This is a genomic window from Pseudomonas sp. TCU-HL1 (assembly GCF_001708505.1).
Classification (GTDB): domain Bacteria; phylum Pseudomonadota; class Gammaproteobacteria; order Pseudomonadales; family Pseudomonadaceae; genus Metapseudomonas.
Genome location: NZ_CP015992.1, coordinates 756,886 through 783,463, shown reverse-complemented (window position 1 = coordinate 783,463; position 26,578 = coordinate 756,886). Strand labels below are relative to the sequence as shown.

29 protein-coding genes and 4 tRNA genes are annotated in these 26,578 nt (G+C 58.5%); all 33 read right to left on the bottom strand.

Translation table 11 applies throughout. The features are described from left to right. Positions 1-5: 5 nt before the first annotated feature. The 33 genes from rplX to birA all read right to left on the bottom strand — a co-directional run bounded on the left by rplX (position 6) and on the right by birA (position 26,514). Complete coding sequence (rplX, locus tag THL1_RS03580; protein ID WP_069081974.1) at positions 6-320, bottom strand: 50S ribosomal protein L24; 315 nt, start codon at positions 318-320, stop codon at positions 6-8. A gap of 12 nt (positions 321-332) precedes the next feature. After that, on the bottom strand, positions 333-701 hold the full coding sequence (rplN, locus tag THL1_RS03575) for a 50S ribosomal protein L14 (protein ID WP_003448734.1): 369 nt from the start codon (positions 699-701) through the stop codon (positions 333-335). Positions 702-723: 22 nt separating this feature from the next. Beyond that, positions 724-990 (bottom strand): 30S ribosomal protein S17, encoded by a 267-nt coding sequence (gene rpsQ / locus THL1_RS03570; protein ID WP_003448733.1) that lies wholly within the window; start codon positions 988-990, stop codon positions 724-726. Positions 991-992: 2 nt separating this feature from the next. Continuing rightward, complete coding sequence (gene rpmC, locus THL1_RS03565; protein WP_016490538.1) at positions 993-1,184, bottom strand: 50S ribosomal protein L29; 192 nt, start codon at positions 1,182-1,184, stop codon at positions 993-995. Further along, positions 1,184-1,597: a 50S ribosomal protein L16 gene (gene rplP / locus THL1_RS03560; protein ID WP_016490537.1), complete on the bottom strand. Its 414-nt coding sequence runs from the start codon at positions 1,595-1,597 to the stop codon at positions 1,184-1,186. The genes rpmC and rplP overlap by 1 nt, the downstream gene beginning before the upstream one ends. Positions 1,598-1,609: 12 nt before the next feature. Beyond that, positions 1,610-2,296 carry a 30S ribosomal protein S3 gene (gene rpsC, locus THL1_RS03555; RefSeq protein WP_028629286.1) on the bottom strand — a complete coding sequence of 229 codons (687 nt, stop codon included), beginning with the start codon at positions 2,294-2,296 and terminating at the stop codon, positions 1,610-1,612. Positions 2,297-2,309: 13 nt separating this feature from the next. Continuing rightward, positions 2,310-2,642 carry a 50S ribosomal protein L22 gene (gene rplV, locus THL1_RS03550; protein WP_007161246.1) on the bottom strand — a complete coding sequence of 111 codons (333 nt, stop codon included), beginning with the start codon at positions 2,640-2,642 and terminating at the stop codon, positions 2,310-2,312. A 13-nt stretch (positions 2,643-2,655) separates the two neighbouring features. After that, on the bottom strand, positions 2,656-2,931 hold the full coding sequence (gene rpsS / locus THL1_RS03545) for a 30S ribosomal protein S19 (protein WP_027590504.1): 276 nt from the start codon (positions 2,929-2,931) through the stop codon (positions 2,656-2,658). Positions 2,932-2,945: 14 nt separating this feature from the next. Then, complete coding sequence (rplB, locus tag THL1_RS03540; protein ID WP_069081973.1) at positions 2,946-3,767, bottom strand: 50S ribosomal protein L2; 822 nt, start codon at positions 3,765-3,767, stop codon at positions 2,946-2,948. 11 nt (positions 3,768-3,778) lie between these two features. Then, positions 3,779-4,078: a 50S ribosomal protein L23 gene (gene rplW, locus THL1_RS03535; protein ID WP_028629287.1), complete on the bottom strand. Its 300-nt coding sequence runs from the start codon at positions 4,076-4,078 to the stop codon at positions 3,779-3,781. Next, positions 4,075-4,677, bottom strand: a complete 603-nt coding sequence (rplD, locus tag THL1_RS03530) for a 50S ribosomal protein L4 (RefSeq protein WP_069081972.1) — start codon at positions 4,675-4,677, stop codon at positions 4,075-4,077. Before rplD ends, rplW begins: the two co-directional genes overlap by 4 nt. A gap of 14 nt (positions 4,678-4,691) precedes the next feature. Beyond that, the gene (rplC, locus tag THL1_RS03525; RefSeq protein WP_069081971.1) at positions 4,692-5,327 is read right to left on the bottom strand and encodes a 50S ribosomal protein L3; all 636 of its coding nucleotides are present in this window, start codon (positions 5,325-5,327) and stop codon (positions 4,692-4,694) included. An 84-nt stretch (positions 5,328-5,411) separates the two neighbouring features. Further along, a complete protein-coding gene (gene rpsJ, locus THL1_RS03520) occupies positions 5,412-5,723 on the bottom strand; it encodes a 30S ribosomal protein S10 (RefSeq protein WP_003243886.1) in 312 nt (103 codons plus the stop codon). A 155-nt stretch (positions 5,724-5,878) separates the two neighbouring features. Beyond that, complete coding sequence (gene tuf / locus THL1_RS03515; protein WP_069081961.1) at positions 5,879-7,072, bottom strand: elongation factor Tu; 1,194 nt, start codon at positions 7,070-7,072, stop codon at positions 5,879-5,881. 30 nt (positions 7,073-7,102) lie between these two features. Next, the gene (fusA, locus tag THL1_RS03510) at positions 7,103-9,232 is read right to left on the bottom strand and encodes an elongation factor G (protein WP_069081970.1); all 2,130 of its coding nucleotides are present in this window, start codon (positions 9,230-9,232) and stop codon (positions 7,103-7,105) included. 18 nt (positions 9,233-9,250) lie between these two features. Then, complete coding sequence (gene rpsG / locus THL1_RS03505) at positions 9,251-9,721, bottom strand: 30S ribosomal protein S7 (protein WP_069081969.1); 471 nt, start codon at positions 9,719-9,721, stop codon at positions 9,251-9,253. A 109-nt stretch (positions 9,722-9,830) separates the two neighbouring features. Next, entirely contained in the window at positions 9,831-10,202 is a 372-nt protein-coding gene (rpsL, locus tag THL1_RS03500; protein WP_044870883.1) for a 30S ribosomal protein S12, read from the bottom strand. A 162-nt stretch (positions 10,203-10,364) separates the two neighbouring features. Next, positions 10,365-14,564: a DNA-directed RNA polymerase subunit beta' gene (gene rpoC, locus THL1_RS03495; RefSeq protein ID WP_069081968.1), complete on the bottom strand. Its 4,200-nt coding sequence runs from the start codon at positions 14,562-14,564 to the stop codon at positions 10,365-10,367. A gap of 67 nt (positions 14,565-14,631) precedes the next feature. Then, complete coding sequence (gene rpoB / locus THL1_RS03490) at positions 14,632-18,705, bottom strand: DNA-directed RNA polymerase subunit beta (protein WP_069081967.1); 4,074 nt, start codon at positions 18,703-18,705, stop codon at positions 14,632-14,634. Between the two features lie 221 nt (positions 18,706-18,926). Next, on the bottom strand, positions 18,927-19,295 hold the full coding sequence (gene rplL / locus THL1_RS03485) for a 50S ribosomal protein L7/L12 (RefSeq protein ID WP_069081966.1): 369 nt from the start codon (positions 19,293-19,295) through the stop codon (positions 18,927-18,929). Positions 19,296-19,380: 85 nt separating this feature from the next. Continuing rightward, the gene (gene rplJ / locus THL1_RS03480; RefSeq protein WP_069081965.1) at positions 19,381-19,881 is read right to left on the bottom strand and encodes a 50S ribosomal protein L10; all 501 of its coding nucleotides are present in this window, start codon (positions 19,879-19,881) and stop codon (positions 19,381-19,383) included. Positions 19,882-20,093: 212 nt separating this feature from the next. After that, the gene (gene rplA / locus THL1_RS03475) at positions 20,094-20,789 is read right to left on the bottom strand and encodes a 50S ribosomal protein L1 (RefSeq protein ID WP_016490523.1); all 696 of its coding nucleotides are present in this window, start codon (positions 20,787-20,789) and stop codon (positions 20,094-20,096) included. Next, the gene (gene rplK, locus THL1_RS03470; protein ID WP_069081964.1) at positions 20,789-21,220 is read right to left on the bottom strand and encodes a 50S ribosomal protein L11; all 432 of its coding nucleotides are present in this window, start codon (positions 21,218-21,220) and stop codon (positions 20,789-20,791) included. The genes rplA and rplK overlap by 1 nt, the downstream gene beginning before the upstream one ends. 116 nt (positions 21,221-21,336) lie before the next feature. Then, entirely contained in the window at positions 21,337-21,870 is a 534-nt protein-coding gene (nusG, locus tag THL1_RS03465) for a transcription termination/antitermination protein NusG (protein WP_069081963.1), read from the bottom strand. Positions 21,871-21,880: 10 nt separating this feature from the next. Then, positions 21,881-22,249, bottom strand: a complete 369-nt coding sequence (gene secE / locus THL1_RS03460; protein WP_069081962.1) for a preprotein translocase subunit SecE — start codon at positions 22,247-22,249, stop codon at positions 21,881-21,883. 47 nt (positions 22,250-22,296) lie between these two features. Then, a tRNA-Trp gene (locus THL1_RS03455) sits at positions 22,297-22,372 on the bottom strand. Positions 22,373-22,425: 53 nt separating this feature from the next. After that, complete coding sequence (gene tuf, locus THL1_RS03450) at positions 22,426-23,619, bottom strand: elongation factor Tu (RefSeq protein WP_069081961.1); 1,194 nt, start codon at positions 23,617-23,619, stop codon at positions 22,426-22,428. Between the two features lie 84 nt (positions 23,620-23,703). Continuing rightward, positions 23,704-23,779, bottom strand: a tRNA-Thr gene (locus THL1_RS03445). A gap of 26 nt (positions 23,780-23,805) precedes the next feature. Beyond that, positions 23,806-23,879: transfer RNA gene (locus tag THL1_RS03440), tRNA-Gly, on the bottom strand. Positions 23,880-23,905: 26 nt separating this feature from the next. Beyond that, positions 23,906-23,990, bottom strand: a tRNA-Tyr gene (locus tag THL1_RS03435). Between the two features lie 141 nt (positions 23,991-24,131). Then, on the bottom strand, positions 24,132-24,809 hold the full coding sequence (locus THL1_RS03430; RefSeq protein ID WP_069081960.1) for an SPOR domain-containing protein: 678 nt from the start codon (positions 24,807-24,809) through the stop codon (positions 24,132-24,134). Between the two features lie 9 nt (positions 24,810-24,818). Then, positions 24,819-25,568: a pantothenate kinase gene (locus tag THL1_RS03425; RefSeq protein ID WP_069081959.1), complete on the bottom strand. Its 750-nt coding sequence runs from the start codon at positions 25,566-25,568 to the stop codon at positions 24,819-24,821. Beyond that, a complete protein-coding gene (gene birA / locus THL1_RS03420) occupies positions 25,558-26,514 on the bottom strand; it encodes a bifunctional biotin--[acetyl-CoA-carboxylase] ligase/biotin operon repressor BirA (protein ID WP_069081958.1) in 957 nt (318 codons plus the stop codon). Before birA ends, THL1_RS03425 begins: the two co-directional genes overlap by 11 nt. Positions 26,515-26,578 lie beyond the last annotated feature (64 nt).

Here is a 26,578-nt window from a genome sequence, read left to right as displayed (position 1 = left end):
AGTTTTCAAGCATCAACCGGCTTTTGGGTCGACTTGAAGACACGAATTTTCTTACCGTCTTCAACTTTGAAACCAACGCGATCAGCCTTGTTGGTTTCGGCATTGAAGATGGCCACGTTGGAGAGGTGCAGAGGCGCCTCTCGCTCGACGATACCGCCTTGGACACCGGCCATAGGATTGGGCTTGGTGTGGCGCTTGATCAGATTTACACCACCGACCAGCACACGGCTGTCAGCGAGAACCTTCAGCACCTTGCCACGTTTGCCCTTGTCCTTGCCGGCGATGACGATGATCTCGTCGTCACGACGAATCTTTTGCATGACGGCTTCTCCTTACAGCACTTCGGGGGCGAGCGAGACGATCTTCATGAACTTCTCGGAACGCAGTTCACGGGTCACGGGCCCGAAGATACGGGTGCCGATCGGCTCCTGCTTGTTGTTCAGCAGGACGGCGGCGTTGCCGTCGAAGCGGATGATCGAGCCGTCAGGGCGACGAACGCCGTGCTTGGTGCGGACCACAACAGCGGTCATCACCTGGCCTTTCTTCACCTTGCCGCGCGGAATCGCTTCCTTCACGGTCACTTTGATGATGTCGCCGATACCAGCGTAACGACGGTGCGAACCACCAAGGACCTTGATGCACATAACGCGACGAGCACCGCTGTTGTCAGCGACGTCGAGCATGGATTGAGTCTGAATCATATCTTTCTCCGACCCTTAGTCCTTAGACTTCCACGGCACGTTCGACGACTTCCACCAGGGACCAGGACTTGGTCTTGGCCAGCGGGCGGGTCTCACGAATGGTGACCTTGTCGCCGATACGGCACTGGTTGGTTTCGTCGTGGGCGTGCAGCTTGGTCGAACGCTTCACGTATTTACCGTAGATCGGGTGCTTGACGCGGCGCTCAATCAGAACGGTGATGGTCTTGTCCATCTTGTCGCTGACGACACGGCCGGTCAGCGTACGGACGGTTTTCTGAGCTTCAGCCATGATTACTTACCTGCTTGCTGGTTGAGCACAGTTTTCACGCGAGCGATGTCGCGCTTCACTTGCGAGAGCAGGTGAGACTGCCCCAACTGGCCAGTTGCTTTCTGCATACGCAGATTGAACTGGTCGCGCAGCAGGCCGAGCAGTTGCTCGTTCAGCTGCTGTACGGATTTTTCACGAAGTTCATTCGCTTTCATCACATCACCGTCCGCTTAACAAAGGAGGTGGCGAGCGGCAGCTTTGCAGCAGCCAGGGCGAATGCCTCACGCGCCAGCTCTTCGGAAACACCCTCGATCTCGTACAGGACCTTGCCCGGTTGAATCTGGGCTACCCAATACTCGACGCCACCCTTACCTTTACCCATACGAACTTCGAGGGGCTTTTTGGTAACAGGCTTGTCAGGGAACACACGGATCCAGATCTTGCCGCCACGCTTCACGTGACGGGTGAGGGCACGACGTGCAGCCTCGATCTGGCGGGCAGTGAGACGACCACGGCCAGTAGCCTTCAGCGCGAACTCGCCGAAGCTGACCTTGCTACCGCGCTGAGCCAGACCACGGTTGTGGCCGGTCATCTGCTTGCGGAACTTCGTACGCTTTGGTTGCAGCATTTGGCGTACCCCTTACTTAGCAGCTTTTTTACGAGGAGCGGGCGCTACCGGCTTCAGCTCTTCCTGGCGGCCACCGATGACCTCACCCTTGAAGATCCAAACCTTCACACCGATCACACCGTAGGTGGTGTGCGCTTCATAGGTTGCGTAGTCGATATCGGCACGCAGGGTGTGCAGAGGCACACGACCTTCGCGATACCACTCGGTACGGGCGATTTCAGCGCCACCGAGACGACCACTCACCTGGATCTTGATGCCCTTGGCACCAATACGCATGGCGTTCTGTACAGCACGCTTCATGGCGCGACGGAACATCACGCGACGCTCAAGCTGCTGAGCTACGCTCTGCGCAACCAGCATACCGTCGAGCTCCGGCTTGCGGATCTCTTCGATGTTGATGTGCACCGGCACACCCATTTGCTTGGTCAGGTCCTGACGCAGCTTCTCAACATCTTCACCTTTCTTGCCGATCACGATGCCGGGACGAGCGGTGTGGATGGTGATGCGTGCGGTTTGAGCCGGACGATGAATATCGATACGGCTTACGGACGCGCTTTTTAGTTTGTCTTGGAGGTACTCACGCACCTTCAGGTCGGCAAACAGATAATCGGCATAAGTGCGCTTATCTGCGTACCAAACGGAGGTGTGCTCCTTGACGATGCCCAGGCGAATGCCAGTGGGATGTACTTTCTGACCCATCTGATCGACTCCGTTACTTGTCCGCAACCTTGACAGTGATATGGCAAGACCGCTTGACGATGCGATCAGCACGGCCTTTGGCACGCGGCATGATGCGCTTCAGCGAACGCCCTTCGTTAACGAAAACGGTGGAAACCTTCAGGTCATCCACGTCTGCGCCTTCGTTGTGCTCGGCGTTGGCCACGGCCGATTCGAGCACTTTCTTCATGATTTCAGCGGCTTTCTTGCTGCTGAAAGTCAACAGGTTGAGCGCTTCGCCCACCTTCTTCCCGCGGATCTGGTCGGCGACCAAGCGGGCTTTCTGGGCGGAGATTCGAGCGCCCGACAGCTTAGCGGCTACTTCCATCGTTCCTTACCCCTTAACGCTTGGCTTTCTTGTCCGCAGCATGACCGCGATAGGTGCGGGTGGCAGCGAACTCGCCCAGTTTGTGGCCGACCATGTCTTCGTTCACGAGGACCGGGACGTGTTGACGACCGTTATGAACAGCGATGGTCAGACCGACCATTTGCGGCAGTACGATGGAACGGCGCGACCAGGTTTTCACCGGCTTGCGATCATTCTTTTCCACCGCCACTTCGACCTTCTTCAGTAGGTGAAGATCGATAAAAGGACCTTTTTTCAGAGAACGCGGCACTGTCGTATCCTCAGTTATTTACGGCGACGGACGATCATGTTGTCGGTGCGCTTGTTCGCGCGGGTCTTCGCACCCTTGGTCGGGAAGCCCCACGGAGACACCGGATGACGGCCACCAGAGGTACGACCTTCACCACCACCATGCGGGTGGTCTACCGGGTTCATTGCCACGCCGCGAACGGTCGGGCGAACACCACGCCAACGCTTGGCACCAGCTTTACCCAGCGAACGCAGGCTGTGCTCGGAGTTCGAGACTTCGCCCAGGGTCGCACGGCACTCAGCCAGCACTTTACGCATCTCGCCGGAACGCAGACGCAGGGTCACATAGGCGCCTTCGCGGGCAACCAGCTGAACAGAAGCGCCAGCGGAACGGGCGATTTGCGCACCCTTGCCAGGCTTGAGCTCGACACCGTGAATGGTGCTACCTACGGGAATGTTGCGCAGCGGCAGGGTGTTACCAGCCTTGATCGGCGAGTTAACACCGGAGATCAGCTGGTCGCCAGCACTCACGCCTTTCGGAGCGATGATGTAGCGGCGCTCGCCGTCAGCGTACTTCAGCAGCGCGATGTGAGCAGTACGGTTCGGATCGTATTCGATACGCTCAACGGTGGCAGGAATGCCATCCTTGTTGCGACGGAAGTCGACCAGACGGTAGTGCTGCTTGTGACCACCACCAATGTGGCGAGTGGTGATGCGGCCGTTGTTGTTACGACCACCGGATTTCGATTTTTTCTCGACCAGCGGTGCGTAAGGAGCGCCTTTGTGCAGCTCCTGGTTGACCACCTTGACCACAAAACGGCGGCCAGCGGAGGTCGGCTTGCATTTAACGATTGCCATGATGCACCCCTTTACTCAGCGCTGCTGGCGAAATCGAGATCTTGGCCCGGCTGAAGAGCGATGTACGCCTTCTTCCAGTCGTTACGCTTGCCCAGACCGCGAACAGTGCGCTTGGTCTTACCCTTGACATTCAGGGTGGTGACACGAGCGACTTTCACGCTGAACAGGCTTTCGACAGCCTTCTTGATTTCCAGCTTGGTTGCATCAGTAGCAACCTTGAAAACGAATTGGCCCTTGCTGTCCGCCAGCATCGTGGCTTTCTCGGAGACGTGCGGACCAACCAGCACCTTGAATACGCGTTCCTGGTTCATCCCAGCAGCTCCTCGAATTTCTTCACGGCAGACACGGTGATGAGCACCTTGTCGTAGGCGATCAGGCTGACCGGGTCGGAACCCTGCACATCACGAACATCAACGTGCGGCAGGTTGCGAGCTGCAAGGTACAGGTTCTGGTCGACGCCCTCGGAAACGATCAGCACGTCGGTCAGACCCAAGCCGTTCAGCTTGCCCAGCAGAGTCTTGGTTTTGGGTGCATCGACAGCGAAGTCTTCAACCACAACCAGGCGCTCTTGACGAACCAGCTCAGCGAGGATGGAGCGCAGAGCTGCGCGGTACATCTTCTTGTTGAGCTTCTGGGAGTGATCTTGCGGCTTGGCTGCGAAAGTGGTGCCACCGGAGCGCCAGATGGGGCTACGAATGGTGCCAGCACGAGCACGACCAGTGCCCTTCTGACGCCACGGCTTCTTGCCGCCACCGGAAACTTCGGAGCGGGTCTTTTGCGCGCGAGTGCCCTGACGGCCACCAGCCATGTAGGCTACGACAGCCTGATGAACCAGGGTCTCGTTGAACTCACCGCCAAAGGTGCGCTCGCTGACTTCGATAGCCTGAGCGCCATTTACATTCAGTTGCATCTCAGCTTCCCCTCTTAACCGCGAGCCTTGGCTGCCGGACGCACAACCACATCACCGCCGGTAGCGCCAGGAACGGCACCCTTGACCAGCAGCAGATTGCGTTCTGCATCGACACGCACAACTTCCAGGGACTGAACAGTCACACGCTCGGCACCGAGGTGACCGGACATCTTCTTGCCCTTGAAGACACGACCAGGAGTCTGGCACTGGCCAATAGAACCCGGGGCGCGGTGGGAAACGGAGTTACCGTGGGTGTTGTCCTGACCACGGAAGTTCCAGCGCTTGATGGTACCGGCATAGCCTTTACCCTTGGACTGACCGGTAACATCTACCAGTTGACCCGCCTGGAACAGCTCGGCAGTGATCTGATCACCAGCCTGGTACTCGCCTTCTTCAAGACGGAATTCCCAGACACCGCGACCAGCAGCCACGCTCGCCTTGGCGAAATGACCGGCTTGCGCCTTGGTCACACGAGAGGCACGACGCTCACCGACAGTTACCTGCACAGCGCGATAGCCATCGCTCTCTTCGTTTTTGAACTGGGTCACACGATTCGGCTCGATCTCGATGACCGTAACCGGAATGGAGACGCCTTCTTCGGTGAAAATGCGGGTCATGCCGCACTTACGACCGACTACACCAATAGTCATGTTGTAAACCTCATGAGTGTACGGGGCTTTCACCCGCTATGGCCGCCCATTTCAGAGCGTTACACGACTAAAACCCGAAGGTTATTAGCCGAGGCTGATCTGCACTTCCACGCCTGCCGCAAGGTCGAGCTTCATCAGCGCATCGACGGTTTTATCCGTCGGCTGGACGATGTCCAGAACACGCTTGTGGGTACGAATTTCGTACTGATCACGCGCGTCTTTGTTGACGTGCGGGGAGATCAGAACGGTGTACCGCTCTTTGCGAGTAGGCAGAGGAATAGGACCACGCACCTGAGCACCAGTACGTTTCGCGGTTTCCACGATTTCCTGGGTGGATTGATCGATCAGGCGATGGTCAAAAGCCTTCAACCGAATACGGATTTGTTGGTTTTGCATTTTGACCTCAGACTCTATCTCTGCTTTCCCTAACGGACGGACTACGCCCGTTAAAAGGAGGCGTGATTGTACGGACGCGCCATGGGGGTGTCAACTTTTGACCAACCAAAAGAAAAGGGCCCCGAAGGGCCCCTCCTTTTTAGCAAGATATTCGATTACTCGAAGATCTTGGCAACCACGCCGGCGCCAACGGTACGACCGCCTTCGCGGATCGCGAAGCGCAGGCCATCTTCCATGGCGATCGGAGCGATCAGGGTAACAACCATCTTGACGTTGTCGCCCGGCATTACCATCTCGACACCTTCCGGCAGTTCGCAGTTACCGGTCACGTCAGTGGTCCGGAAGTAGAACTGCGGACGGTAGCCCTTGAAGAACGGAGTGTGACGACCGCCTTCTTCCTTGGACAGCACGTACACTTCGCACTCGAACTTGGTGTGCGGCTTGATGGTGCCCGGCTTGGCCAGAACCTGACCACGCTCTACGTCGTCACGCTTGGTGCCGCGCAGCAGGACGCCAACGTTCTCACCAGCACGACCTTCGTCGAGCAGCTTGCGGAACATTTCAACGCCGGTGCAGGTGGTCTTGGTGGTCGCACGGATACCGACGATTTCCACTTCTTCCTGAACCTTGACGATGCCACGCTCAACACGACCGGTTACCACGGTGCCGCGGCCGGAGATGGAGAACACGTCTTCGATCGGCATCAGGAACGGCTGGTCAATGGCACGTACCGGCTCCGGAATGTAGGAGTCCAGGGTCTCAACCAGCTTACGAACGGCGGAAACGCCGATTTCGTTGTCGTCCTTGCCTTCCAGGGCCATCAGAGCGGAACCGATCACGATCGGAGTGTCGTCGCCCGGGAAGTCGTAGGTGTTCAGCAGGTCGCGAACTTCCATCTCGACCAGTTCCAGCAGCTCAGCATCGTCAACCATGTCGGCCTTGTTCAGGAACACGACGATGTAGGGAACACCTACCTGACGGGACAGCAGGATGTGCTCGCGAGTCTGCGGCATGGGGCCGTCAGCAGCAGAGCAAACCAGGATCGCGCCGTCCATCTGGGCAGCACCAGTGATCATGTTCTTCACATAGTCAGCGTGACCAGGGCAGTCAACGTGAGCGTAGTGACGAACAGCGGAATCGTACTCAACGTGGGAAGTGTTGATGGTGATACCGCGAGCCTTCTCTTCCGGCGCGTTGTCGATCTGGTCGAACGCACGAGCGGAACCGCCCCAGGTCTCGGAGCAGACCTTGGTCAGAGCAGCAGTCAGAGTGGTCTTGCCATGGTCAACGTGACCGATGGTGCCAACGTTGACGTGCGGTTTGTTACGTTCAAATTTTTCTTTAGCCACGACAGTAAACCTCTTACTTAAAGGGCTGAATCAACCTTGTTTTTTAACCAGTGCTTCGACGACGTTCGACGGAGCTTCGGCGTATTTGGAGAATTCCATGGAGTAGCTCGCGCGACCCTGGGACATGGAACGCACGTCGGTCGCATAACCGAACATCTCGCCCAGCGGAACCTCGGCACGAATTACCTTACCGGAAACGCTGTCTTCCATCCCCTGAATCAGGCCACGACGACGGTTCAGGTCACCCATCACGTCACCCATGTAGTCCTCGGGGGTCACCACCTCTACCTTCATGATCGGCTCAAGCACTTTACCGCCGCCCTTCTGGGCCAGCTGCTTGGTCGCCATGGAGGCAGCGATCTTGAACGCCATCTCGTTGGAGTCGACGTCGTGGTAGGAACCATCGAACACGGAAGCCTTCAGGCCGATGAGCGGGTAGCCGGCGACAACGCCGTTCTTCATCTGCTCCTCGATGCCCTTCTGGATCGCAGGAATGTATTCCTTCGGAATCACACCACCCACGACTTCGTTGGCGAACACCAGACCCTCAGTGATGTTGCCTTTCTCGTCCACATCGGCAGCCGAGAAACGAATCCAGCAGTGACCGAACTGACCACGACCACCGGACTGACGAACGAACTTGCCTTCGATCTCGACATTTTCCTTGGTGATGGTTTCGCGGTAGGAAACCTGCGGCTTGCCGATGTTGGCCTCGACGCCGAACTCGCGCTTCATGCGATCGACGAGGATATCCAGGTGCAGCTCACCCATGCCAGAAATGATGGTCTGGCCGGTTTCTTCGTCGGTCTTGACGCGGAACGACGGGTCTTCCTGGGCCAGCTTGCCGAGGGCGATACCCATCTTCTCCTGGTCAGCTTTAGTCTTCGGCTCAACAGCTACCGAGATGACAGGCTCCGGGAAGTCCATGCGCTCAAGGATGATCGGCTTGTCGATGTCGCACAGAGTGTCACCAGTGGTGACATCCTTCATGCCGATCAACGCAGCGATGTCGCCCGCGCGCACTTCTTTGATCTCGTCACGCTGGTTGGCGTGCATCTGCACCATACGACCAACGCGCTCTTTTTTACCCTTCACGGAGTTGATGACCGACTGGCCAGACTCCAGAACGCCCGAGTAGACACGAACGAAGGTCAGGGTACCGACGAACGGGTCGGTAGCGATCTTGAACGCCAGCGCAGAGAACGGCGCGCCATCGTCTGCAGGACGCTCGTCGTGGATTTCGTTGTCGTCGGTGCTGTCCGGGTGAACGCCCTTGATCGCAGGGATCTCGGTCGGAGCCGGCAGGAAGTCGATGACAGCGTCAAGAACCAGCGGCACGCCCTTGTTCTTGAAAGAGGAACCGCAGACAGCCGGAACGATTTCGCAGGCGATAGTACGCTGACGCAGGCCGGCCTTGATCTCCTCGATCGTCAGCTCACCTTCTTCCAGGTACTTGTTCATCAGCTCTTCGTTGGCCTCAGCAGCAGCCTCAACCATGTTGTTGCGCCACTCGTTGGCCAGGTCCACCAGCTCAGCGGGAATCTCTTCCTCGCGATAAGAGGTGCCCTTGTCGTCTTCGTTCCAGTAGATGGCCTTCATCTTCAGCAGGTCGACCTGCCCCTGGAACTCGTCTTCCGCACCGATGGCCAACTGAACCGGAACCGGGGTGTGACCCAGGCGATTCTTGATCTGACCGACCACGCGCAGGAAGTTGGCGCCAGCACGGTCCATCTTGTTCACGTAGACAATACGCGGAACGCCGTACTTGTTGGCTTGACGCCATACGGTTTCGGACTGAGGCTCAACGCCGGAAGTACCACAGAACACAACAACAGCACCGTCCAGCACACGCAGAGAACGCTCCACCTCAATGGTGAAGTCCACGTGACCGGGGGTGTCGATGACGTTTACGCGGTACTTGTCGTACTGACCACGCGAACCTTCCCAGAAGGTGGTGATGGCAGCAGAGGTAATGGTGATACCACGCTCTTGCTCCTGCACCATCCAGTCGGTAGTAGCGGCGCCGTCGTGCACCTCACCCATTTTGTGGCTGAGACCTGTGTAGAACAGGATCCGCTCCGTGGTAGTGGTCTTACCGGCGTCTACGTGGGCGCAGATACCGATGTTACGGTAGCGGTTGATAGGGGTTGTACGAGCCACGAAAAAATCCTCGCTAGATTAGAAGCGATAATGCGAGAAGGCCTTGTTGGCCTCTGCCATGCGATGCACGTCTTCACGCTTCTTGACAGCAGCGCCTTTGCCATCAAAGGCATCCAGCAGCTCGCCTGCGAGACGCAGGGCCATGGATTTCTCGCCACGCTTGCGCGCGGATTCAACCAGCCAGCGCATGGCCAGGGCATTACGACGGGACGGACGAACTTCGACCGGAACCTGGTAAGTGGCACCGCCAACACGGCGGGACTTTACTTCGACCAGCGGAGCGATGGCGTCGAGAGCTTTCTCGAAGATTTCCAGGGGATCGCTGTTCTTGCGGGTTTTGACGGTATCCAGGGCACCGTAAACGATGCGCTCGGCTACGGCCTTTTTGCCGCTTTCCATCACGTGGTTCATGAACTTGGCGAGAATCTGGCTTCCGTACTTCGGATCGTCCAGGATCTCACGCTTGGCTGCTACACGACGTCTTGGCATTGATAAGCCCTCAAACGGTCTTCAGGTTAGCCCGGAACCATAACCATTCGGTTACGCCCGACCTTACTCTTATCGACTCAATAAATAGGAAAACTGGTCAGGCACCGAATTACTTCGGACGCTTGGTACCGTACTTGGAACGACCCTGCTTACGGTCTTTAACGCCGGTGGTATCCAGCGAACCGCGCACGGTGTGGTAACGCACACCCGGAAGGTCCTTTACACGACCGCCACGGATCAGCACTACGCTGTGCTCTTGCAGGTTGTGACCCTCACCACCGATGTACGAAGTAACTTCGAAGCCGTTGGTCAGGCGAACACGGCACACTTTACGCAGTGCGGAGTTCGGTTTTTTCGGCGTGGTGGTGTAGACGCGGGTGCATACGCCACGACGCTGCGGGCAGTTCTGCAGCGCAGGTACGTCGGATTTCTCGACGATACGGCTGCGCGGCTTACGCACCAGCTGGTTAATAGTTGCCATCTAATTGCTCCACTGTTGTCTTTCGACGCTATTGCCTTACAAAGAAAGCAAAATGACAGGGCAAAGCGCCCTGTCAAATTTAGGGGTGCATGAGTCTAAAGAGACTCCATGTCCCCGTCAAGGCAAAGCCCCCAACGACCGAGGTCGTCAGGGGCGTCGCACTTAGCTGCTGCTGGAGTTCAGCGCTTCGGTCAGCGCTGCTTCCACTTCGCTCGCGCTCACTCGAACCGGCTTGCCGGCCTCGCGCTGACGCTTGCGCTCGCTGTGGTAGGCCAAGCCGGTACCGGCCGGAATCAGACGACCTACGACGACGTTCTCCTTCAGGCCACGCAGGTAGTCGCGCTTGCCAGTAACTGCCGCCTCGGTAAGGACGCGGGTAGTTTCCTGGAAGGAAGCCGCGGAGATGAACGACTCGGTCGACAGCGACGCCTTGGTGATACCCAGCAGGACGCGCTCGAACTTGGCGATGAAGCGGTCTTCAGTCGCCAGACGCTCGTTCTCTTCCAGCACCTGGGTCAGCTCCATCTGATCGCCCTTGATGAAGCTGGAGTCACCCGACTCGGCAATCTCAACCTTGCGCAGCATCTGACGCAGGATGGTTTCGATGTGCTTGTCGTTGATCTTCACGCCCTGCAGGCGGTACACGTCCTGGATCTCGTTGACAATGTACTTGGCCAGCGCACTCACACCCAGCAGGCGCAGGATGTCGTGCGGGTTGCTCGGACCGTCGGAGATCACTTCACCGCGGTTCACCTGTTCACCTTCGAACACGTTCAGGTGACGCCACTTCGGAATCAGCTCCTCGTAAGGATCGGTACCGTCGTTCGGCGTGATGACCAGGCGGCGCTTGCCCTTGGTCTCTTTGCCGAAGGAGATGGTGCCGCTGATTTCCGCCAGGATCGAAGGTTCTTTCGGGCGACGCGCTTCGAAGAGGTCGGCCACGCGCGGCAGACCACCGGTGATGTCGCGGGTCTTCGAGGTTTCTTGCGGGATACGGGCGATTACATCACCCACGCCCACCTGGGCACCGTCGGCCACGCCAACCAGGGCGTTCGCCGGCAGGAAGTACTGGGCGGGCACGTCGGTACCCGGCAGCAGCAGCTCCTTGCCATTGGCGTCCACCAGCTTGACGGCCGGACGAATGTCCTTGCCGGCTGCCGGACGATCCTTGGGATCCAGAACCTCGATGTTGGTCAGACCGGTCAGTTCGTCGGTCTGGCGCTTGATGGTGATGCCCTCCTCCATGCCGACGAAGGTAACGGTACCCTTCATTTCGGTCACGATCGGGTGGGTGTGCGGGTCCCACTTGGCAACGATTGCGCCCGGGTCGACCTTGTCACCTTCCTTCACCGAGATCACAGCACCGTACGGCAGCTTGTAACGCTCGCGCTCACGACCGAAGTCGTCAGCCACGGCCAGCTCACCGGAACGGGACACAGCAACCAGGTTGCCGCTGAGGTTTTCGACGTGCTTCAGGTTGTGCAGACGAATGGTACCGCCGTTCTTCACCTGGACGTTGTCCGCGGCCGAAGTACGGCTGGCCGCGCCACCAATGTGGAAGGTACGCATGGTCAGCTGGGTACCCGGCTCACCGATGGACTGGGCAGCGATTACGCCGACCGCTTCACCGATGTTCACCTGGTGACCACGAGCCAGGTCGCGACCGTAGCACTTGGCGCAAATGCCGTAGCGGGTTTCGCAGCTGATCGGCGAACGCACGATCACTTCGTCGACGCTCATGCGCTCGATGAACTCAACCCACTGCTCGTCGACCAGGGTACCGGCCGGAACGATGACTTCGTCGGAACCCGGCTTGAACACGTCACGGGCGATGACACGGCCCAGTACGCGCTCGCCCAGGGGCTCGACCACGTCGCCGCCTTCGATGTGCGGGGTCATCAGCAGGCCGTGCTCGGTGCCGCAGTCGACCTCGGTCACAACCAGGTCCTGGGCGACGTCAACCAGACGGCGGGTGAGGTAACCGGAGTTCGCGGTCTTCAGCGCGGTATCCGCCAGACCCTTACGAGCACCGTGGGTGGAGATGAAGTACTGGAGTACGTTCAGGCCTTCACGGAAGTTCGCGGTGATCGGGGTCTCGATGATGGAGCCGTCCGGCTTGGCCATCAGGCCACGCATACCGGCCAGCTGACGGATCTGGGCCGCGGAACCCCGCGCACCGGAGTCCGCCATCATGTACATGGAGTTGAAGGACTCCTGGTCGACTTCCTTGCCTTCGCGATCGACCACCTTCTCTTTCGAGAGGTTGGCCATCATCGCCTTGGACACTTCGTCGTTAGCCTTGGACCAGAGGTCGATCACCTTGTTGTACTTCTCGCCCTGGGTTACCAGGCCGGAGGCGTACTGGGACTCGATTTCCTTCACTTCTTCGGTAGCGGCATCAATGATGCGCGCCTTCTCATCGGGGATGACGAAGTCGTTCACACCGATGGAAACACCGGAAATGGTCGAGTAGGCGAAACCGGTGTACATCAGCTGGTCAGCGAAGATGACGGTGTCCTTCAGACCTACCACGCGATAGCACTGGTTGATCAGTTTGGAGATCGCCTTCTTCTTCATCGGCTGGTTGACCACGTCGAACGACAGGCCGGCCGGGACCACCTGGAACAGCAGCGCACGGCCGACAGTGGTGTCAACGATACGGGTGTTCTTGGTAATCGAGCCGTCCTTGTCTTTCACGGTCTCGTTGATGCGCACTTTCACACGGGCGTGCAGGGACGCTTCGCCGGCGCGGAACACGCGGTCGACTTCCTGCAGGTCCGCGAACACGCGACCTTCGCCCTTGGCGTTAACGGCTTCGCGGGTCATGTAGTACAGACCCAGAACCACGTCCTGCGACGGAACGATGATCGGCTCGCCGTTGGCGGGCGAGAGGATGTTGTTGGTGGACATCATCAGCGCGCGCGCTTCCAGCTGGGCCTCGAGGGTCAGCGGAACGTGGACGGCCATCTGGTCACCGTCGAAGTCGGCGTTGTACGCAGCACAGACCAGCGGGTGCAGCTGGATGGCCTTGCCTTCGATGAGGACCGGCTCGAACGCCTGGATACCCAGACGGTGCAGGGTCGGCGCGCGGTTCAGCAGTACGGGGTGTTCGCGGATGACTTCGGCGAGAACGTCCCAGACCTCAGGCAGTTCGCGCTCGACCATCTTCTTGGCCGCCTTGATGGTGGTGGCCATGCCGCGGGCTTCCAGCTTGCCGAAGATGAAGGGCTTGAACAGCTCCAGAGCCATCTTCTTGGGCAGACCGCACTGGTGCAGGCGCAGGGTCGGACCTACGGTAATTACCGAACGGCCGGAGTAGTCCACGCGCTTACCGAGCAGGTTCTGACGGAAGCGGCCCTGCTTACCCTTGATCATGTCAGCCAGGGACTTCAGCGGGCGCTTGTTCGAACCGGTGATGGCACGGCCACGACGACCGTTGTCCAGCAGGGCGTCGACAGCTTCCTGCAGCATGCGCTTTTCGTTGCGCACGATGATGTCCGGAGCAGCCAGGTCAAGCAGGCGCTTCAGACGGTTGTTACGGTTGATGACGCGACGATATAGATCGTTCAGGTCGGAAGTCGCAAAACGACCGCCATCCAGCGGAACCAGCGGGCGCAGATCCGGCGGCAGCACCGGCAGGACGGTCAGGACCATCCACTCGGGATGGTTGCCGGAGTCCTTGAAGGCTTCCATCAGCTTCAGGCGCTTGGACAGCTTCTTGATCTTGGTTTCGGAGTTGGTCTGCGGAATCTCTTCGCGCAGGCGGCCGATCTCGTGATCCAGGTCGATGGCGTTCAGCAGCTCGCGAACAGCCTCGGCACCCATACGGGCGTCGAAGTCGTCACCGAACTCTTCGAGGGCTTCGAAGTACTGCTCGTCATTCAGCAGCTGGCCCTTTTCCAGGGTGGTCATGCCCGGATCGATTACGACGTAGCTCTCGAAATAGAGCACGCGCTCGATGTCACGCAGGGTCATGTCCAGCAGCAGGCCGATACGGGACGGCAGGGACTTCAGGAACCAGATGTGGGCGACCGGCGAAGCCAGTTCGATATGGCCCATGCGCTCACGGCGCACCTTGGCCAGGGCGACTTCTACGCCGCACTTCTCGCAGATCACACCGCGATGCTTGAGGCGCTTGTACTTACCGCACAGGCACTCATAGTCCTTCACCGGGCCGAAGATCTTGGCGCAGAACAGGCCATCGCGCTCCGGTTTGAAGGTACGGTAGTTGATGGTCTCCGGCTTCTTCACTTCACCGAAGGACCAGGAACGGATCATCTCGGGCGAGGCCAGACCAATACGGATGGCATCGAACTCTTCGATTTGACCCTGGTTTTTCAACAGATTCAGCAAGTCTTTCAAGGCCTTTCCTCCTCACGGACCCGCTACGACCGGCCTTGACCAGCCGTAGCGTTTTGGGCGTCGCGTGTTATTCGGTTTCCAGTTCGATGTCGATGCCGAGCGAGCGGATCTCTTTGATCAACACGTTGAAGGACTCGGGCATGCCGGCCTCCATGCGGTGATCGCCGTCCACGATGTTCTTGTACATCTTGGTACGGCCGTTCACGTCGTCCGACTTCACGGTCAGCATTTCCTGCAGGGTGTAGGCGGCACCGTAGGCTTCCAGCGCCCAGACCTCCATCTCCCCGAAACGCTGGCCACCGAACTGCGCCTTACCACCCAGCGGCTGCTGGGTAACCAGGCTGTAAGAACCGGTGGAACGTGCGTGCATCTTGTCGTCGACCAGGTGGTTCAGCTTGAGCATGTACATGTAGCCGACGGTGGTCGGACGCTCGAACTGGTTGCCGGTACGGCCGTCGAACAGGCGCATCTGGCCGCTTTCCGGCAGGTCGGCAAGCTTCAGCATGGCCTTGATTTCGCTTTCCTTGGCGCCGTCGAACACCGGGGTGGCCATGGGTACGCCGCCCTTCAGGTTCTTCGCCAGGTCCAGGATCTCCTGGTCGCTCAGCTCGTTCAGGCTTTCCTGACGGCCACCGATCTCGTTGTAGATCTCGTGGAGGAACTCGCGCAGTTCAGCGATCTTGCGCTGCTCTTCCATCATGCGGTTGATCTTTTCGCCCAGGCCCTTGGCCGCGAGGCCCAGGTGGGTTTCGAGGATCTGACCGACGTTCATACGAGACGGTACGCCCAGCGGGTTCAGGACGATGTCCACCGGAGTGCCGTTGGCGTCGTGCGGCATGTCTTCGACCGGCATGATCACGGAGACCACACCCTTGTTACCGTGACGGCCTGCCATCTTGTCGCCCGGCTGGATGCGACGCTTGATGGCCAGGTAGACCTTGACGATCTTCAGCACGCCCGGAGCCAGGTCGTCGCCCTGCTGCAGCTTGCGCTTCTTGTCTTCGAACTTGTCGTCCAGCATCTGGCGACGATCGGACAGGTAGGCCTGGGCCTTTTCCAGCTGCTCGTTCAGCGCGTCTTCCGACATGCGCAGCTTGAACCACTGGCCGCGCTCGAGACCGTCGAGGTACTCGTCGGTGATCTCGGTGCCTTTCTTGACGCCAGCGCCACCCTCGGCAACCTGGCCGACCAGGGCAGAACGCAGACGCTCGAAGGTCGCGCCTTCAACGATGCGGAACTCTTCGTTCAGGTCCTTGCGGATCTCGTCCAGTTGCATCTTCTCGATGGACAGCGCGCGGGAGTCGCGCTCTACGCCATCGCGAGTGAAGACCTGGACGTCGATCACGGTGCCCTTGGTGCCAGTCGGCACGCGCAGGGAGGTGTCCTTCACGTCGGACGCCTTCTCACCGAAGATCGCACGCAGCAGCTTCTCTTCCGGAGTCAGTTGGGTCTCGCCTTTCGGAGTGACCTTGCCAACCAGGATGTCGCCCGCCTGGACTTCCGCACCGACGTAGACGATGCCAGCTTCGTCCAGCTTGTTCAGCGCAGCCTCACCCACGTTGGGGATGTCTGCGGTGATTTCTTCTGGGCCGAGCTTGGTGTCACGCGCCACACAGGTTAGTTCCTGAATGTGGATGGTGGTGAAGCGATCTTCCTGCACCACGCGCTCGGACAGGCAGATGGAGTCCTCGAAGTTGAAGCCGTTCCAGGGCATGAACGCGACGCGCATGTTCTGACCCAGGGCGAGTTCACCCATGTCGGTGGACGGACCATCGGCGAGGATGTCGGCGCGAGCAACCACGTCACCCTTCTGCACCAGCGGACGCTGGTTGATGCAGGTGTTCTGGTTGGAGCGGGTGTACTTGGTCAGGTTGTAGATGTCGACGCCGGCTTCGCCAGTCTCGACTTCGTCATCGTTGACACGAACCACGATACGGCTGGCATCGACCGAGTCGATCACGCCGCCACGACGGGCCACGACGCAGACACCGGAGTCGCGCGCAACGTTGCGCTCCATACCGGTACCGACCAGGGGCTTGTCGGCACGCAGAGTCGGCACGGCCTGACGCTGCATGTTCGAGCCCATGAGTGCGCGGTTGGCGTCGTCGTGTTCGAGGAACGGAATCAGCGAGGCAGCGACGGAAACGACCTGCTTCGGAGAGACGTCCATCAGGGTGACGTCTTCCGGCGCCTTCACAGTGAATTCGTTCAGGTGACGCACGGCCACCAGCTCGTCGACCAACTGCCCCTTTTCGTTGAGGGTGGCGGACGCCTGAGCGATCACGTGGTCGGCCTCTTCGATAGCGGAGAGGAAGACGATCTCGTCGGTCACTTGGGTGCCGTTCACAACGCGATATGGGCTTTCCAGGAAGCCGTACTGGTTGGTGCGGGCGTAGGTCGCCAGGGAGTTGATCAGACCGATGTTCGGACCTTCGGGGGTTTCGATCGGGCACACACGGCCGTAGTGGGTCGGGTGTACGTCACGAACCTCGAAGCCCGCGCGCTCACGGGTCAGACCACCTGGGCCGAGTGCAGAAACACGGCGCTTGTGGGTAATCTCGGAGAGCGGGTTGTTCTGGTCCATGAACTGCGACAGCTGGCTGGAGCCGAAGAATTCCTTGATCGCAGCAGCCACCGGCTTGGCGTTGATCAGGTCCTGCGGCATCAGGCCTTCGCTTTCGGCCATCGACAGGCGTTCCTTGACCGCGCGTTCGACGCGCACCAGGCCAACGCGGAACTGGTTCTCGGCCATCTCGCCGACACAACGCACGCGACGGTTACCCAGGTGGTCGATATCGTCGACGATGCCCTTGCCGTTACGGATGTCGACCAGGGTCTTCAGTACGTCGACGATGTCTTCCTTGCTCAGCACACCCGAACCTTCGATCTCGGTGCGACCGATACGACGGTTGAACTTCATGCGGCCGACGGCGGACAGGTCGTAACGCTCGGCGCTGAAGAACAGGTTGTTGAACAGGGTTTCGGCCGCTTCCTTGGTCGGCGGCTCGCCGGGACGCATCATGCGGTAGATCTCGACCAGGGCTTCCAGCTGGTTGCCGGTGGAGTCGATCTTCAGGGTGTCCGAAATGAACGGACCGCAGTCGATGTCGTTGGTGTACAGCGTTTCGATGCGGACGACCTGGGCCTTGGCGATCTTCACCAGCAGGTCGGTGGTCAACTCGGTGTTGCACTCGGCGATGATTTCGCCGGTGGCCGGATGAACGATGGCCTTGGCGCTGGTACGACCCAGCACGTAGTCCATAGGGACTTCCAGCTCTTTGATGCCAGCTTTTTCCAGCTGGTTGATGTGGCGGGCAGTGATACGACGGCCCTGCTCCACGATCACCTTGCCGTTCTGGTCCTTGATGTCGAACACGGCGATTTCGCCGCGCAGACGCTGCGGAACGAGCTCCAGGTGCAGACCTTCGCCTTTCACGTGGAAGACGTTGGTGGCATAGAAGGCATTCAGCACTTCTTCAGTGCTGTAGTTCAGCGCACGCAGCAGGACGGTAGCCGGCAGTTTGCGACGACGGTCGATACGAACGAACACGCAGTCCTTCGGATCGAACTCGAAGTCCAGCCAGGAACCGCGGTAGGGGATGATACGAGCGGAGTACAGCAGCTTGCCCGAGCTGTGGGTCTTGCCACGGTCGTGGTCGAAGAACACACCCGGAGAACGGTGCAGCTGGGAGACGATGACACGCTCGGTACCGTTGATGATGAAGGTACCGTTCTCGGTCATCAGGGGGATTTCCCCCATGTAGACTTCTTGTTCCTTGATGTCCTTGATCGCTTTGTTCGACGACTCTTTGTCGAAGATGATCAGACGGACTTTTACCCGCAGCGGCACGGCGAAGGTCACGCCACGCAGCACACATTCCTTGACATCGAACGCCGGCTCGCCGAGGCGATAGCCAACGTATTCCAGAGCGGCGTTACCGGAATAGCTGATGATCGGGAAAACAGACTTGAAGGCCGCGTGCAGGCCGATGTCACGGAACTGCTCTTTGCTGACTCCCGCCTGCAGGAATTCGCGATACGAATCCAGCTGGATGGCCAGGAGGTAGGGTACATCCATGACGTCCGGCAACTTGCTAAAGTCTTTGCGGATACGTTTTTTCTCAGTGTATGAGTAAGCCATCAGCGTTCCCCAGCTTGGTCACCTGCTTGTTTGGCCCCTCCGACGGGAGTAGCCAGAAAATCGTGCAAACCCCTTGGTTTGCTCCGCCTCCCAATGGAGGTCGGGTCACATTCCAGGTGGCGCCTTGAGACAACCACCTAGAACGGAAAAAGGCCGGTGGCATAAGCCACCAGCCGTCAGCCTTGCGCGATGCGCTTCGGCTGTTGACGCAAGGTCGTCGCTTACTTGAGCTCGACTTTGGCGCCAGCTTCTTCCAGAGCCTTCTTCGCAGCTTCGGCTTCTTCCTTGGAAGCGCCTTCCTTGACCACGCCCGGGGCGCCGTCAACAACTGCCTTGGCTTCTTTCAGACCCAGACCGGTCAGTTCGCGAACGACCTTGATCACGTTCACTTTCTTCTCGCCGGCTTCGGTCAGGATGATGTTGAACTCGGTTTGTTCTTCAGCAACGGCAGCAGCGGCAGCCGGGCCAGCGGCAACGGCAGCTGCAGCGGTAACACCGAACTTCTCTTCCATCGCCTTGATCAGTTCAACGATCTGCATGACGGACATTTCGGATACGGCGTTGATGATGTCTTCGTTGGTCAGAGCCATGACTCTAATTCCTGTATTGGTAGATGGCCTCGCGGCTCATCAAAATTTGAAAGATTCAGCTTGAAAGAGGGTTATGCGGCCCGGATCAGGCAGCAGCGCCTTCTTTCTGGTCGCGAATTGCCGCCAGAGTACGAGCCAGCTTGCTGGTAGCGCCTTGGATCACGCTCATCAGCTGTGCAACAGCTTCGTTGTAGGTCGGCAGGGTCGCCAGTACGTCGATCTGATTGGCTGCGAGGAACTGGCCCTCGAATGCAGCGGCCTTGATCTCGAACTTGTCCTGACCCTTGGAGAACTCTTTGAAGATACGGGCAGCAGCGCCCGGATGTTCGTTAGAGAACGCAATCAGGGTCGGGCCTTTGAACACGTCGTTGAGCACTTCGAACTGAGTGCCGGCAACGGCGCGGCGAGCCAGGGTGTTACGTACGACACGCACATATACACCGGCTTCGCGGGCCTCTTTACGGAGTCCGGTCATAGCGGCTACGGTCACGCCACGGGCATCAGCCACGACAGCGGACAGGCCAGCTTTGGCAGCCTCGTTGACTTCAGCGACGATGGCCTTCTTGTCTTCGAGTTTAATTGCCACGGGTCTAACTCCTGGATGTTACCGTTTCGTCCAGCCGGGGCCGGACGGCGTTTTGGTGTCTGATTCGGTAAACGAATCGGGAGCACCATCTGCGTAGGCTCGGAAATCGCTTTCCAGTTTGAGGCTTGCGCCGCCTACGGTCTTGGATAGCCCCCGCCAGGCAGGGACCCCAATACCTGGTGCGACGGACTGGTCCGTCGCACCTTTATCACTTAGCCTTCGAGGGAAGCCTGATCGATCTGCAGACCCGGGCCCATGGTGGTGCTCAGGGTCACGCGCTTCAGGTACACGCCCTTGGAGGTGGACGGCTTCAGACGCTTCAGATCAGCCAGCAGAGCTTCGACGTTCTGCTTCAGCTTGATCGGCTCGAAGTCGACCTTACCGACAGAGGCGTGGATGATGCCGTTCTTGTCGGTACGGAAACGCACCTGACCAGCTTTGGCATTCTTCACGGCGGTAGCGACGTCCGGAGTTACGGTACCGACCTTCGGGTTCGGCATCAGGCCGCGCGGACCGAGGATCTGGCCCAGCTGACCGACAACACGCATCGCATCCGGAGAGGCGATTACGACGTCATAGTTCAGGTCACCAGCTTTCATTTCGGCGGCCAGTTCGTCCATACCGACTTTTTCAGCGCCGGCAGCCAGAGCAGCTTCAGCAGCCGGCCCCTGGGTGAACACAGCAACGCGGACGCTCCGGCCGGTGCCGTTCGGCAGAACGGTTGCACCACGAACGACCTGGTCGGATTTACGCGGATCGACGCCCAGGTTGATGGAGACGTCGACGGACTCCTTGAACTTGGAGGTCGCCAACTCGGCCAGCAGTTTGGCGGCATCTTCGAAACCGTACTGTTTGCCAGCCTCTACTTTCTCGGCAATTGCCTTTTGGCGCTTGGTCAGCTTAGCCATTACACACCCTCCACGTTCAGGCCCATGCTACGAGCGGAACCGGCGATGCTGCGCACGGCCGCATCCAGGTCAGCTGCAGTCAGATCAGCCTTCTTGGCTTTGGCGATCTCTTCCAACTGAGCACGGGTAACGGTGCCTACTTTCTGGGTGTTAGGACGCGGAGAGCCGCTGGTGATGCCGGCCGCTTTTTTCAGCAGCACGGAAGCCGGGGTGCTCTTGGTCTCAAAGGTGAAGCTGCGGTCGCTGTAAACGGTGATGATCACAGGAGTCGGCAGACCGGGTTCCATACCCTGGGTCCTGGCGTTGAACGCCTTGCAGAATTCCATGATGTTCACGCCGTGCTGACCCAGAGCAGGGCCGACCGGCGGCGACGGATTGGCCTGAGCGGCCTTCACTTGCAGCTTGATATAAGCTTGAATCTTCTTAGCCATGTATAACTCCAGTTACGGGTTCTAGCGCCCGAAGGCTCCCCGATTGCTTTCGCGTTTATCCCAGTGACGACAAAACCCCGCAACCTAGGGCTGCGGGGTTGGGATGCCATTGTCAGTTAAGCCTTCTCGACCTGACTGAACTCCAGCTCTACCGGGGTAGAGCGGCCGAAGATGAGCACGGCCACCTGGATCCGGCTCTTCTCGTAATTGACCTCTTCGACGACACCATTGAAATCGGCAAACGGACCATCAACAACACGGACAGTCTCACCCGGCTCAAACAGGGTCTTCGGCTTCGGCTTGTCACCACTATCGGCAACGCGACGCAGAATAGCCTCAGCCTCTTTCTCAGTGATAGGAGCAGGCCTATCGGCAGTACCACCGATAAAGCCCATGACACGCGGCGTATCCTTGATCAAGTGCCAAGTCGCCTCGTTCATCTCCATCTGAACCAGCACATAGCCAGGGAAGAACTTGCGTTCGCTCTTGCGCTTCTGGCCATTACGCATTTCCACCACTTCTTCGGTGGGAACCAGAATCTCGCCGAACTCATCTTCCATGCCGGCAAGCTTGACGCGCTCGATGAGCGAGCGCATGACATGCTTCTCGTAACCTGAGTAAGCATGCACAACGTACCAACGCTTAGCCACGGCGCACCTATTAACCAACAATCAACGAAACAAGCCAGCCGAGCAGGGTATCAAGCCCCCACAACAGCAGCGCCATAACCAGCACGACAGCCACGACAACAAGCGTGGTCTGAGTGGTTTCCTGACGAGTCGGCCACACAACCTTGCGAATCTCTGCACGAGCCTCCTTTGCAAGAACAAAGAAGGCCTGCCCCTTGGCGGTCCGCAGCGCCACAGCCGCAGCCGCAGCCGCAAGAGCGAGAAGCGCAAGCACGCGATACAGGATCGGCTCAGCAGAGAAGTACTGATTGCCAATCACGCCAACAGCAACAAGAGCCACCACAACGACCCACTTCACAACATCGAAGCGCGCTTCTTTGGCTTCAGCCTTGGCATTCATCAGCTAGGATCCTGTGAGAGAAATGCCAGATTCTCGTTCTTGGAATCTGGCAGGCCAGGAGGGAATCGAACCCCCAACCTGCGGTTTTGGAGACCGCCGCTCTGCCAATTGAGCTACTGGCCTGTAACAAAGTCAGGCCGACCATTATGCCGGCCCGACACACCAAGATCAAGTCGTTATTCGAAGATCTTGGCAACCACGCCGGCGCCAACGGTACGACCGCCTTCGCGGATCGCGAAGCGCAGGCCATCTTCCATGGCGATCGGAGCGATCAGGGTAACAACCATCTTGACGTTGTCGCCCGGCATTACCATCTCGACACCTTCCGGCAGTTCGCAGTTACCGGTCACGTCAGTGGTCCGGAAGTAGAACTGCGGACGGTAGCCCTTGAAGAACGGAGTGTGACGACCGCCTTCTTCCTTGGACAGCACGTACACTTCGCACTCGAACTTGGTGTGCGGCTTGATGGTGCCCGGCTTGGCCAGAACCTGACCACGCTCTACGTCGTCACGCTTGGTGCCGCGCAGCAGGACGCCAACGTTCTCACCAGCACGACCTTCGTCGAGCAGCTTGCGGAACATTTCAACGCCGGTGCAGGTGGTCTTGGTGGTCGCACGGATACCGACGATTTCCACTTCTTCCTGAACCTTGACGATGCCACGCTCAACACGACCGGTTACCACGGTGCCGCGGCCGGAGATGGAGAACACGTCTTCGATCGGCATCAGGAACGGCTGGTCAATGGCACGTACCGGCTCCGGAATGTAGGAGTCCAGGGTCTCAACCAGCTTACGAACGGCGGAAACGCCGATTTCGTTGTCGTCCTTGCCTTCCAGGGCCATCAGAGCGGAACCGATCACGATCGGAGTGTCGTCGCCCGGGAAGTCGTAGGTGTTCAGCAGGTCGCGAACTTCCATCTCGACCAGTTCCAGCAGCTCAGCATCGTCAACCATGTCGGCCTTGTTCAGGAACACGACGATGTAGGGAACACCTACCTGACGGGACAGCAGGATGTGCTCGCGAGTCTGCGGCATGGGGCCGTCAGCAGCAGAGCAAACCAGGATCGCGCCGTCCATCTGGGCAGCACCAGTGATCATGTTCTTCACATAGTCAGCGTGACCAGGGCAGTCAACGTGAGCGTAGTGACGAACAGCGGAATCGTACTCAACGTGGGAAGTGTTGATGGTGATACCGCGAGCCTTCTCTTCCGGCGCGTTGTCGATCTGGTCGAACGCACGAGCGGAACCGCCCCAGGTCTCGGAGCAGACCTTGGTCAGAGCAGCAGTCAGAGTGGTCTTGCCATGGTCAACGTGACCGATGGTGCCAACGTTGACGTGCGGTTTGTTACGTTCGAACTTTTCTTTAGCCATCGAGAACGTCTCCCATCAAAAATTGAGCGAGTCACGCCACCATTAAAACAAAGGCAGATATTTTCATATCTGCCTTTGTTGAGATGGAGCTCATGAGCGGATTTGAACCGCTGACCTCACCCTTACCAAGGGTGTGCTCTACCAGCTGAGCTACATGAGCCAAACACATTACGAAAACAGCAAACCTGGAGCGGGTAGCGGGAATCGAACCCGCATCATCAGCTTGGAAGGCTGAGGTTCTACCACTGAACTATACCCGCGGAGCCTGCAGCTCTCGCCTTGAATCTGGTGGAGGGAGAAGGATTCGAACCTTCGAAGTCTATGACGTCAGATTTACAGTCTGATCCCTTTGGCCGCTCGGGAATCCCTCCAAGGGAGGCGGCATTCTCTTCTTCTGCCACCCTACTGTCAAGCTTTTTCTCATTAAAATCTTGAGGTTAGCTTCATTTGACAGCAACTCCGCAGTTCCACCTTTCGGGCCACCCTGCGAAGCGGGCGCCATTCTATTCAAGCTAACGAGGGGATGCAACACCTTCGCACGAGATAAGTTGATGTTTTAAACCTGAAAAATCCCGAGACAGCTGTTCGAGCAGCAAATCATCAACCAGACGACGACTTTCAGGGGCCACACGAACCCAGTAATCCCTGTGCGCACGGGACAATTCACGCATGAATGGCTCATAACCGGAGTCGCGCAAACGCTGCATAACACTTTCCGCAGAATCGAGACGCGGGAAGATACCTAGCGAGATGCCATTTACGAGATCCCCCTGGGTCACGATGTAGCTGTCAATTCTCCGTGCCTGCAGTTCCTTCAGTTGGCGCAATGACGCCTCCCGCGATGCGAGTGGTGCGAGGTACACCCAATAATCAGTGCCCGCCGCAGCATCGACGGGCTGAACCGTCGCACGTACATCGAGACTGATCAGGCGCTGCTCCACTTCCCTGGCCTGTTCCTCCCGCTCAAAGCCCCCCAGAAATAAGCACACAGCGGGCTCCGCCGGCACCGAAGGCGCAACGTTTCGACGCGGCTGACCACCGCCAGACTCACTCAGCAACCGAATATCCTGCTGCCCGCCCTTATAGAGCGACAGTGTCTCGACTTCCTTCGGCCGCAGCGGGGCCTGCTGCTGGTGCCACACGTAGTAGAAAAGATTGAGGACAAGGAGGAACAGGAACAACCAACGCATGAATCAACCTCAACGCAATGGACAGGCGATTGCCAGGCCAGCAAATACCAAGTCTGGCAGCACCCTTGCCCGCGGCAGCACGTCACGAACAAGGAGCGCATCGCCACCCGTGAGGAATACCTCAAAGTCTTCGCCCAAATGCTCCGCCGCCAGGGCGACCTGCGCCAGGACAAACCCACGCAACATGAGAAGACAACCCCGCTCGACCGCTTCAACTGTCGAACGCCCAGGCGCCATATCAAGTAGCGCCTTCTCTGCAGCCTCATCGTCATAGCGAATGCGGCGAGTATGAGTACGCAACTGGTTACGCATCAGCGGCATACCAGGGCAGATAAACCCACCAAGATGCTCGCCACTGGCAGTAACCAGATCTGACGTCACCGCAGTCCCGAGATCCAGTACCAAGCAAGGCTTATGAGCGATATTGTAGGCACCCAACACTGCCAGCCAGCGATCCAAGCCCAAACGCTGGTACTCAGAGTAGCCGTTACGCACCCCCCCCATATGTAGGGCCGGCGCAGCACAGACACAATGCACCCCAAATGCGTTTCGCAATCGCGCCGTCAAAGAACGTGTCTCGTCGTCAGAGCGGACACTGACCAATCGACAATTGCGAAGCGCAAGACCGTCCACCCCCCGCAACGCAGAAATCAGCTCTTCGTCCGACCCAACCACGCCACCCGCAAGGACAACTACCTGCGAACTATCGATGACTCGCCATTTGATAAAGCTATTGCCACAGTCAAGCTCAAGAATCATCACTCAACCTCAAACTGAGCTCGCCACCACTGTAAGCTCGTTCTTCCCCGTCGATATCAAGGCGCAAGGCGCCAGTCTCATCGATCCCAAGAACCCGCCCTTGGATCCGCTGCACTCCTGCGATTAGATTGACCGACCGCCCCTGCCAAAGATGACCAGCCTCCCACTCCTCACGCAAAGTCGCAAATCCTTGTCGTCTATGCCGCTCAAGGTAGTCATTGAGACACTGACCCAGCCGGACAACCAATGCACTCCTATCGACCAGCCCGCCAGACTCCCGCTGCATGGAAGTCCACGGCTGCTCAATTTGCTCGACCGACTGCTGCATATTGACGTTGATGCCAATCCCGATGACTACGTGACAGATATCTGCTGGATCACCAACAAGTTCCAGGAGAATACCCGCAATCTTTTGATTGTTGACCAGGAGATCGTTCGGCCACTTGAGGCCAACTGCGTCCAGCCCAAATGAACGAAGCACGCTCAGGACCGCAAGTCCCACGACCAGGCTCAGCCCCTCGAGCTGCCGGGCACCACCCTCTATGCGAAGGGCAAGGCTGTAGTAGAGATTCTGAGCGTAAGGACTGACCCAACGACGCCCTCTTCGACCTCGGCCGTCCGTTTGCCGCTCTGCAGTAACCGCAAACGGAGGAACGCCCCCCGAGGCCAAAAGCCTCATGACTTCCGCATTAGTGGAATCCAGCGAGTCGAACACCTGACACGGCCAGGGAGCCTCCGCTTCATTCACGGAAGCGTAATCGAGCAGGCTCAGAGGTGCCTGCAGTCGATAACCACGACCACGAACTTTGTAGATCGGCAGGTTAAGGTCCGCCTCCAATTGTTGCAGCTGCTTCCAGACAGCACTTCTGCTCACACCAAGGGCAGCACCAAGTGCCTGGCCAGAATGGAATCGCCCATCCTGCAGAAGATTCAATAGTGTCAGCATATGCCGGGTCCGGCTCACAATGAGGCAGGCATCATATCGATGCACACTCAGGTTGCATAGAAAC